The sequence below is a fragment of the Lederbergia panacisoli genome (genome assembly GCF_024626525.1).
Taxonomy (GTDB): domain Bacteria; phylum Bacillota; class Bacilli; order Bacillales; family Bacillaceae_C; genus Lederbergia; species Lederbergia panacisoli.
In genome coordinates this window covers 20,023-30,077 of sequence record NZ_JANJGU010000025.1, presented here as the reverse complement: position 1 = coordinate 30,077, position 10,055 = coordinate 20,023, and the positions used below count along the sequence as shown (strand labels likewise).

The 10,055-nt window shown below is 37.2% G+C and carries 10 protein-coding genes; 2 read left to right on the top strand and 8 right to left on the bottom strand.

Annotation, left to right across the window (positions count from 1 at the left end):
* Nucleotides 1–161 precede the first annotated feature (161 nt).
* The 3 genes from NQ185_RS19465 to NQ185_RS19455 all read right to left on the bottom strand — a co-directional run bounded on the left by NQ185_RS19465 (nt 162) and on the right by NQ185_RS19455 (nt 2,428).
* Complete coding sequence (locus NQ185_RS19465; RefSeq protein WP_257583728.1) at nt 162–635, bottom strand: GNAT family N-acetyltransferase; 474 nt, start codon at nt 633–635, stop codon at nt 162–164.
* A gap of 246 nt (nt 636–881) precedes the next feature.
* Nucleotides 882–1,754, bottom strand: coding sequence for a pirin family protein (locus NQ185_RS19460; RefSeq protein ID WP_257583727.1), 873 nt, complete (start codon nt 1,752–1,754; stop codon nt 882–884).
* A 38-nt stretch (nt 1,755–1,792) separates the two neighbouring features.
* Nucleotides 1,793–2,428: an FMN-dependent NADH-azoreductase gene (locus NQ185_RS19455; RefSeq protein WP_257583726.1), complete on the bottom strand. Its 636-nt coding sequence runs from the start codon at nt 2,426–2,428 to the stop codon at nt 1,793–1,795.
* A 194-nt stretch (nt 2,429–2,622) separates the two neighbouring features.
* Between NQ185_RS19455 and NQ185_RS19450 the strand changes: the two genes are divergently transcribed.
* Nucleotides 2,623–3,195 carry a TetR/AcrR family transcriptional regulator gene (locus NQ185_RS19450; RefSeq protein WP_257583725.1) on the top strand — a complete coding sequence of 191 codons (573 nt, stop codon included), beginning with the start codon at nt 2,623–2,625 and terminating at the stop codon, nt 3,193–3,195.
* 266 nt (nt 3,196–3,461) lie between these two features.
* Here the strand turns inward: NQ185_RS19450 and NQ185_RS19445 are convergent, their stop codons facing one another.
* The 5 genes from NQ185_RS19445 to glmS form a co-directional block, all read right to left on the bottom strand.
* Complete coding sequence (locus NQ185_RS19445) at nt 3,462–3,959, bottom strand: arsinothricin resistance N-acetyltransferase ArsN1 family A (protein WP_257583724.1); 498 nt, start codon at nt 3,957–3,959, stop codon at nt 3,462–3,464.
* Nucleotides 3,960–4,184, bottom strand: coding sequence for a hypothetical protein (locus tag NQ185_RS19440; RefSeq protein WP_257583723.1), 225 nt, complete (start codon nt 4,182–4,184; stop codon nt 3,960–3,962). It lies immediately after the preceding gene.
* A gap of 65 nt (nt 4,185–4,249) precedes the next feature.
* Nucleotides 4,250–5,635, bottom strand: a complete 1,386-nt coding sequence (locus NQ185_RS19435; RefSeq protein WP_257583722.1) for an NAD(P)-binding domain-containing protein — start codon at nt 5,633–5,635, stop codon at nt 4,250–4,252.
* Between the two features lie 96 nt (nt 5,636–5,731).
* Nucleotides 5,732–6,181, bottom strand: a complete 450-nt coding sequence (locus NQ185_RS19430) for a MarR family winged helix-turn-helix transcriptional regulator (protein ID WP_257583721.1) — start codon at nt 6,179–6,181, stop codon at nt 5,732–5,734.
* Between the two features lie 354 nt (nt 6,182–6,535).
* Nucleotides 6,536–8,338, bottom strand: a complete 1,803-nt coding sequence (gene glmS / locus NQ185_RS19425) for a glutamine--fructose-6-phosphate transaminase (isomerizing) (protein WP_257583720.1) — start codon at nt 8,336–8,338, stop codon at nt 6,536–6,538.
* 487 nt (nt 8,339–8,825) lie between these two features.
* On the opposite strand from glmS, the gene NQ185_RS19420 reads away from it, so the two are divergent.
* The gene (locus tag NQ185_RS19420; protein WP_257583719.1) at nt 8,826–9,845 is read left to right on the top strand and encodes a S66 family peptidase; all 1,020 of its coding nucleotides are present in this window, start codon (nt 8,826–8,828) and stop codon (nt 9,843–9,845) included.
* Nucleotides 9,846–10,055 lie beyond the last annotated feature (210 nt).

The window sequence follows — 10,055 nt, the reverse complement described above, 5'->3', positions numbered from 1 at the left end:
GAGAGCCCTTCAGGGCGTTACCCCTTCATTTGGCTCTTCGATATAACCCTTCAGTTCCGACAGGAACTGTCTGACCTTTACCTAAGTATTGTTACCAATCTCAACTTAAGCCAGAAACATTTCGCACGATTAACGCACCCTTTAGCATAATAAGTAAATTATTATTTTATTTTTTTTAGCATTTTAAAATTAGCCAATTTAACCCCCTTTTTTTCCACAGTTTGTGAACAAACAATTTTGTAACCTTGATGTTCAAAAAATGGCTTAGCTGTAATACTTGCTTCCGTATCAATTTCTAAAAGATTTAATTTCTTTGCCTCAGATTCAAGCATATCAACTAAAGCTTTGGCTATACCTTGTCCTTGATAATCTTTATGAACAAATAGTCTATCTAAGTACCCGGTATGTGTTAAATCGCTAAAACCAACAACTTTATCATTAACTTTAGCTACAAATGTTATATTTCTACTCAATGATTCCTTCCAAGATTTGATTTTAGATTCTTTTTCATCACTTGGTGCCCAAGCATCCAATTGTGCTTGGGAATAATCTTTTGAATTTACGGAATGAACTGTTTCATAAAACAAAGAAACAATATCTTCTGTATCAGTTTCCTTAAACTTTATAATCTTCACTTTCTGTTATCCCTCCCCTTATTAAGATAAGCATCCTAATAACATTTTCCCTCCACCTTCTTCTTACACTATCCTGCCCGTTAGTAAAATAACTTCAACAAAAATAAGCGATAATCCTTCTAGGACTATCGCCCCCGTTACTTTAAGTACAATCGTTCACAAGCTGTGTAAAAATACCAGATGGTTACTCTCCATCTGGTATTTTGAAAACACAATATATTCATTCTTTGATATCTCTAATTCGATTTATTTTTTTACAGCAGGTGGTCCAAATACTCCTCGCTGAAGATCACGAAACGCCTCCCGGATTTCTTCCGTCGTATTCATTACAAATGGTCCACCAAATGCAATTTCTTCCCGAATAGGAACACCTGAATATATCAACACTTTAGAACGAGTTTTGGCTTTTATTTTTAATTCACTTTTGTTAGACTCGGAGCCTTCTTCATTAAAGGATATTGTAGCTGCTCCTGTTTTACCTATCTTTGTCTGACTTTCTCCGAATTCCATCTCTCCTGCCAACATGTACAAGAATGAATTATGATTCTCAGGTAAAATATGTGTATACTCAGTTCCTTCACGAAGGGTAATTTCCGCCATTGTAATAGGTACCAAACTATTCATTGGTCCTTTTACCCCTGCAATATCCCCTGAATACACACGAATCGAACCACCTTCAAAGTTCACTACAGGAGCATCTTCAACAAAGATGTTTTGATAAGCTGTTTCTGTACGCTTCAAACTTTTTGGAAGGTTTAGCCATACCTGTAATGTATGAATCAAGTCATCATCATAAGCTTCTTCAGCATGTCTAGCTGCCCATCCAGCATTCATATATTGAACATCACCAGCATTTAATAGGCTATAGCCACCCGTATTATCTATATGTTCCAGCCTCCCATCAACAACATACGTTACAGTTTGAAAGCCTCGGTGAGGATGGTCGGCGAAGACTCCACGTTTATACCAATCTTCGGCCATAAGAATAAAGGGAGAAAATTCTTGATTCCTCTCAGGATTAAGAATAACACCTTGTTGGACATGCGGATAACCATTTTTATTATATGTTGGATACCAAAAAACCTTTATATCTCTATGAAATGTTGTTTCCTTAGTCATCTCAATTCCTCCTTCATTGGATTGATCACTCAGTTTGATCAAGCATATTGATAAGCTAATTTCTCTGCAGCTTCTGTTACTTTACGCATTCCATTTCCAATGATCTCCTCTGCTTTATCTGGCCTTGCATTATGTCCTTCAATAACAACCTCATTAGTAACTTCCATACCAAACATTCCAGCAAATATGCTTCTCATATAATTCACTGCATGTTCCATCTTCTGCATTTCTGGTGATGAATAATATCCACCACGTGCATTGATAAAGATAATCTTTTTCTCAGGCATTAAGTAGACTGGTGAACCATCTGGACCGTATTTGAATGTGTAACCCGCTTCATCAATATAGTCAATAAATGTGTGAAGTTTTGCAGGGACAGTCAAATTCCACAATGGAAAAACAAAGACTACTACATCAGCTGCAGCAAATACATCTTTAGCTTTTTGTTTCGCAGCTAGAAGACGTTGTTCTAATTCTGATAGTTCATCGTCACTTTGTAACTTGCCGAAAGCATCAAATAATTCTTGCCCGAAGTAAGGCATATCTTCTTCAAAAACATCATAGACAGTCACATTAAGATTTTTTGCATCTTTTATAGACTCCATAAAGGTTTCATACATTTTACTAGATACACCCTCTGGGCGATTATTTGCTTTAACTACTAATAAATTCATTTAAAAAATCCTCCTAAATTCCTGTTCCCACAATAAAAGGGAATTGATTTTACAACTATTGCATACGCAACACTTGTTGTATAATCAAATTATAGATACGATCTGTTCACCCCTCAAGCAACAAAATCTTCACTTTGTTGCATAAGCCACAAATCACGAAAAATGTCTTATCATTCTGGAATGGGGGTATTTTAATGACTGGGGAAAACACAGATTTGCGTTCAATTCGAACAAGGAAATTCATTTTTGATTCCTTTGTAGAGCTCTTGGAAAAAAAGGAGTTCAACAGTATCACAATCAGTGATATCACAACAGGAGCCATGATTAATCGGGCAACTTTTTATCGTCATTTTCTCGATAAATTTGATTTGCTCGAAAAAGTGATAAAAGAAGATTTACTGGAGAATGTACTAAAGGAATTGTCGAATAATGAAGAGTTCAGCGAGGAAATGCTAAAGAGTCTATTCTTATCTATTACTACATTCCATATGAGCTTATCAACACGTTGTCAAAGAAGTTATCACGATATGAGTGTGAATATTGAAGCATTATTAAAAAAGGAACTTGAACAGATCATTTTTCAATCACTATTAAAAAAGTATCAGAATGAAAGTATTGAAATGCTAAGAATGAACTCTACCATGTTAGGTTGGATGGTTTACGGGGCTTCAATTGATTGGAAACAGAACAGTAATAAATCACCAGAAGAGTATTTAGAAGATGCAAGTTTGTCTATTAGGAAATTGTTAAAGAGTGGAATAAATTAAATTTGGAAGTCATTTAAATAACAAAGCACAAAGCGTTTCTCCAAATGGATTAACGCTTTTATTCTTATTCCACTATCCTGCCCGTTAGTTTAAGTACAATCTTTCACAAGCACCATCCTATCAATACCAGAGTATTCACTTTTTCTTGATATTCATCCTCCATTAAATGGCCCGTTTGTTGAATAACATAACGAGCATTTTTAAATAACTTTATTGTCATTTAACAAAGGCAGCTAGATATTAGCCGCACTTTAATAAGAAATAAGTTATAGTATTTTTTCCATTGCCATGACATCAACAAATTCTCCATCTAAAATACCCTGGTTTTTAAAAACGCCTACTTCACGAAAACCCATTTTTTTATATAGCCCCTGTCCTAAACCATTAAATGGAAAAGTAAATAAAACCAGCTTATGAAAATTATGTTCGTTTGCTTTGATTTCGAGAGTGGAAAGCAGTTTACCGCCTACCCCTTTGCCTCTGTATTCCCTGGAAATATAAACCGAAATATCGGCCACCCCATCATAAGCACAACGGTTAATATATGGATTTAAAGAAGCCCATCCAATTATTTTATTTCTCTCTTCAGCAACGACTACACTATATCTGTTCTGATGCTGCTTGGACCATTCTGTCATATATGAAATATCTTTTGCCTCTGTTTCTAACGTGGCTATCCGATCTTCTATCCCTTGATTGTAAATTTCCATAATTGCTTCTAAGTCTGTCTCTCTGGCTTCACGAATGATAGCTTCTCTGACCATTTAATTTCCTCCACAACAATAATTATAATTGTTGTTTATTTCTTGATATGCCAAGAGAAACTGATTGTAAGTTTGCTGACCCATTTCATTTTCCTCAAAACGAAACAGCCGTTCAAAGGTTTTATCTTTAGCTTCCTCAAGTGTACAACCAAAAGCATTCATGATTAATTTCATATAAGAAATGAAATATTCCTTTTTGAGCGATCCACCATGATTAATAACCATTTTACACTCACCTTTTAATAAAAATTTTTATGGGAAGCACACGCTCCCCTTTTTTTGAAGGTGTTTTAATAATTGCAACATGTAGATTTAGGTCCATCACAGGAGCTTTTACTATTTAAATTGATGCTACAGACACCCGTTTCTGGCAAATCTAATTCTACTTTCTCAGCAGCATTCAAATCACCACTTAAATAGGCGACTACAGACCTAACCTGCTCATATCCTGTTGCCATTAAGAAGGTTGGGGCTCGACCATAACTTTTGGCACCCACAATATAAAAATCCTTCTCTGGCTGTCTTAATTCCTTTTCACCGTGAGGACGAACAGTACCGCAACTATGAATGTTTGGGTCGATCAGTGGTGCTAACGCTTTTACACTTTCAGTAGCTGAGTCAATAGAAGTACGAAGGTCATTTATTATCGAAAAATCTGGACGGCTTCCCGTATTTACAATCATTTCATCTATTCCATCCAGTCTAATTTGATTGTCATTTTGGGTGCCTATTAATTCAATACCCTCTTCTGATTTCCTAACTAATTGGATACGAAATGGCGTAATTACTTTAACCTGTTGGTTATCTACCATATGGTGAATTTTACTGCCGAGAAGGCCACGAGCTTCAAGTGCATCCTTTTCCTTCCCGCCATATGCCTCTTCAACTCTCTGTCTTCTCATAATCCATAATATTTCAGTTTCAGGATAGGACTCTTTCAATTTAGTCAAATCTAATAAGGTATTTATGGCTGAATGGCCGCCTCCAACAACAGCTACACGTTTACTTGTATAACGTTGTTGTTCCTTCCCTAAAATATCGGGAATTCCATAATATATTTTTTCTTGGAGGGATTTCTCATCAGCTAGCCAAATACCACTTGAAACAGCAGGGTTGGGAGTTCCCCATGTACCCGTAGCATCAATTACTGCCTTAGCTTCAAATATTTTGTACTCCCCATTGTTTTCAGCATGGATGACAAATGGAACATTTTCTCTATTTGCAGTTTTCATTTTATCCACGTCTTTTCTACCAATCGATAAAACTTTTGTATTAAGGTAAAGAAAAGGTTGAATTTCTGGCACCTTAGAAAGTGGCTTCAAATATTGTTCAACAAGCTCCTGCCCTGTCGGTAAACTTTCTAATTCTTGCTGAACCCAACCACTGTTATTTAATAAGTTCATGGCAGCTTTATCTATATTATAGCGCCAAGGTGAGAATAACCGAATATGTCCCCAACTCTTGATATTGGCTCCTACTTCCACCCCTGCCTCTAATAGAATAAACGATTGCCTTCTGCTTGCTAATTGTGCAGCTGCTGCTAAACCAACCGGTCCAGCTCCAATAATAACAATAGGCAGTTGCTTAGTTATTTTCTTATTTGTTACATTGTTGTTTTCTAAATCATTACTTCTAGGGTTACAACATCCTTGGATATTATCGTTCAACGCAATCATGTTCTCTCCTCATTTCTTTTAAATTAGATTTTTTCACCTGTATACACAAAAAAATAACGTCATTACTTGCAATGTGCAAGTAATTATTCTGGGGAATTACCCCTGCAGTGGCCGGCAGCATGCGTTAGACTTTGCCATGGCATTATTTAATAATTGAATAGAACGGATGACGGTTTCTTTTTCAAACTCATTCATATGAGAAAAAACCTCATTTAAAAATGCATTCATTTGTTGATCTATGGTTGTTGCAATATACTTACCTTCAGTAGTCAGGGACAGAATACTAATTCTTTTATCACTAGGATCTGGTGTTTTCTTTATTAAGTTCATTTTTACTAGTGATTGAACCTGCCTGCTAAAAGTAGTAATATCAGTTCCTAATGTTCCTGCTATCTGCTGCATGGATGGTTTATTTTGATTATCAATCTCATACAAGATGTGGCTTTGAATGAGGGAAAGATCGCAACCACCAACAGTACAGCAGTTTTTATTAAGTAAACCAAATCGGCGTGTCATTATTTGAAACATTCCACGGAGATTTTCCATTATTTTCACCTCATAATCACATTATAATCACAATACTTGTAAAATGCAACCAATAATTTTCATTTGGACTAACTAAGTAAAAAAAATTATTGAAATTTCACTTTTTATTTTAATTTGGTATAGAATAATTCTTATAAAAATGCAGCCACAAACTTTTTTATTTGACCCCAACTCAAAACTTCTTAAAAAAGGTATTTTTTTAAAAAGGCTGTTTAATTATTTTTTTTAATGGGACAAAAAACGAGGAAAACAGGAGGAATACTCCAATTTTCACTCGTCTTAGGGAACAGTTCATTTTGCTACAGAACAGTTGGATTTTCCGATAACAGCAGCTATTATTTACTTCCCTTCTCCCTACTCCACCGTCACACTTTTCGCTAGATTCCTAGGTTTATCAACATCGCAGCCACGATGCAGGGAAGCGTAATAAGCAATGAGCTGGAATGGGATAACAGAGATAAAAGGTGTTAGCAATTCGTTTACAGCAGGTAATACGAAACGATCTTCTTCTGTTTCGAGTCCTGCCATTGAGATGATGCATGGGTTGGCGCCGCGGGCGACGACCTCTTTGACGTTGCCGCGGATGCTCCAGTTGACGTTTTCTTGGGTTGCCAAGGCGATGACAGGTGTTCCGTCTTCAATTAAGGCGATGGTTCCATGTTTTAGTTCGCCGCCTGCAAAGCCTTCTGCTTGGATATAGGAAATTTCCTTTAGTTTCAAGGATCCTTCTAGACAGACGAAGTAGTCAAGGGAACGTCCAATAAAAAAGCAGTTGCGTGTAAATGGAAGAAATTCACTTGCGATTTTTTCATATTCTTCTTTTGAATCGCAGAGTACTTCCATAGCATTCGCGATTATTCCAAGCTCATGGATGAGATCAAATCCAGTATTCAAACCACGAGATTGTGCAGTTACATTTGCAAGAATGGCTAATACAGCAATTTGTGCAGTGTAAGCTTTCGTCGATGCTACGGCAATTTCCGGTCCTGCATGAAGAAGCAATGTGAAGTCCGCTTCTCGTGATAATGTTGATCCTGGAACATTAGTGATAGTCAAAGCTTTATAACCCTTTTCTTTCACTTGAACTAAAACCGCTCGACTGTCAGCTGTCTCACCGCTTTGAGAAATAAAAATGAACAGCGGTTTTTCAGATAAAAGCGGCATATTGTAGCTAAATTCACTTGCGACATGAACTTCTGCTGGAATTTTTGCCATATTTTCTATGAATTGTTTTCCGACAAGACCTGCATGGTAGCTCGTTCCACACGCAACAATATAGATACGATCACATTCCTTAACGGCTTCTATAATGTCTTCAGCAATTTCCAGTTCACCTTTTTCATTCTGGTATTCTTGGATAATTTTTCTCATCACTAAAGGCTGTTCGTCGATTTCCTTTAACATATAGTGTGGATATGTGCCTTTTTCAATATCGCTCGCATCAATTTCTGCTTTATATGGGTCGCGATTGACGATATCACCAGTAAGGTTTTTAATCGTCACTTCATCCTTTTTTAAGACGACCATTTCTTTATCCATTAATTCGATATACATATTGGTTACTTGAATCATGGCCATAGCGTCACTTGCCACGACATTGAATCCACTCCCGACACCAACGAGTAAAGGACTCTTATTTTTCGCTACGAAAATTGTATCAGTATTTTCATTGTCAATAATCGCAATTGCATAGGAGCCTTCTAATAATGCCAAAGATTTTCGGATTGCTTCTTCTGCTTCCATTCCTTCTTCCGAAAACTTTTCAATCAATTGGACAATCACTTCAGAATCGGTGTCACTTTTAAATGAAATATCCTGTAAGTATTCTTGCTGCAACAATGTATAGTTTTCAATGACTCCGTTATGAACTAAAGTAAAACGGCCGGAAGTACTTTGATGAGGATGTGCATTGGAACGACTTGGCACTCCATGTGTCGCCCAGCGTGTATGTCCGATTCCAGCCTGTGCAAAAATTCTTCCGTCTACGGCACTTCTTAAATCGGCAATTCGGCCTTTTTCTTTAAAGATTTGGACGCCTCTCTCATTTAAGAGTGCAATACCCGCCGAATCATACCCTCTATATTCGAGCTTTTCCAAGCCTTTTAATAAAATTTCGATCGAATCTTGATTTCCAATATAACCTGTAATGCCGCACATAAGTTTTTCCTCCTATATAAGGAGGCAAGCAAGCACGGGGGCATACTTGCCCCCTTATCTCTGTTGTATTTTTCTGTATGTGCACATTCTCTTTCTTTTGTCCACCGAGTCGCCTCTTGTGATTTGAGAAAGAAATTTCGACTGTGTGTCAACAGTCGGGAGGCATCCGCCGAACGTTCGATAAACCTCCACCTCGTCAACTAATCTAACGAACCGATTAGTTCTGGCGCTTGAGTAAATTAATGTACAATGCTCCTTTCTTTTTTTGACTAAAAAAAAACGAAACAGGAATATCATACTATAATTATTTTTACCTAGTCAATCATATTGTATGAAAGTATGAATCTAATTGAGTGTATATTTTTCCATTAGCATTAAGGGGACTTCCTATAAATTTTTCAAAGAATTCTTGCATATTTCGGGAAGGCTCTTTCTTTTACTTATCCAATGCTCTAAAATAGTCTCAATTAAGAGAGGAGAGATCCCGATGATACGTTATCCGAAACCGTTAAAACCTGAAGGTACAGTTGGCATCACTGCTCCCTCTTCTGGAGTACCGAAAGAACTGCACCCGATTTTGACTGGCGGCATTGAGCAATTTAAAAAGCGTGGATTTCAAGTCGAGGTTGGTAAGACTCCATGGACCCAAGAAAAAGCAGCTTCAGCAGAAGCGAGCATCCGTGCAGCAGAATTGAATTCCATGCTGCAAAACCCTCATATTGATGCAATTATTCCACCGTGGGGCGGAGAAATTCTAATGGAAATACTCCCGAGCTTACAATGGGATCATATTAAGCCAAAATGGGTATTGGGATATTCTGATACTAGCACTCTATTATTTGCTATCACTGTAGTGACGGGAATGGCGACTGCCCATGGAGTAAATTTAGTGGACTTACGGAGCGATGAATGGGATAAGACGACGAAGAAGTTTATGGATGTACTCATGGGTACGGAAGGCGATACAATCATCCAATTTTCTTCTGAAAAATATCAATCAGAATGGAATCATGATAAAGAACCAGATCCTTATGTTTATAAGTTGGATACACCAACAATTTGGAAAACGTTGAATGGATTGCCGCTTGAATTGGAGGGTAGGCTTCTTGGAGGATGTATCGATATGCTGAAAAGTCTAGTTGGGACACCATATGCAGATATAAAAGTATTTCGGGAAAAGTATATTAACAACGAAAAAATCCTTTGGTATTTTGAAAACTGCGAAATGACGGCGACTGATTTTTATCGTTCGTTGCTGCAGCTGCATTATGCAGGTTGGTTCGAACAATCGAGCGGTATTATCTTTGGGAGAACGCCTGCAAGGGAAGAAGTCGATGGTTTTACTACTCTTGATGCAATGGAACGCCTTTCCCAACTAACCGGGCTTCCTGTCGCTTATGATGCGGACATCGGTCATGTTCCACCGCAAATCACACTCGTCAATGGCGCTAAAGCAACTGTAAAAGTCGAAAATGGGCAGGCATCTGTTAAAATGGAATTAAAATAGTTGGCTCTGTTATAGCTGAATGTTAATTTTACCAAGTTTTAAAAATAAACGGAAAAATTCCGTTTAAATATGGATATACTCATATTTCCCTAAAAATAAGGGGAGGTTTTCCGTTTATCTAATCCAAATCCTTAGATTTTATCCTATTTAGAGAAGTTAATCGGAATCTCTCCGCCTATATCTACTTCTTAAGCTTCTCTTATATACATT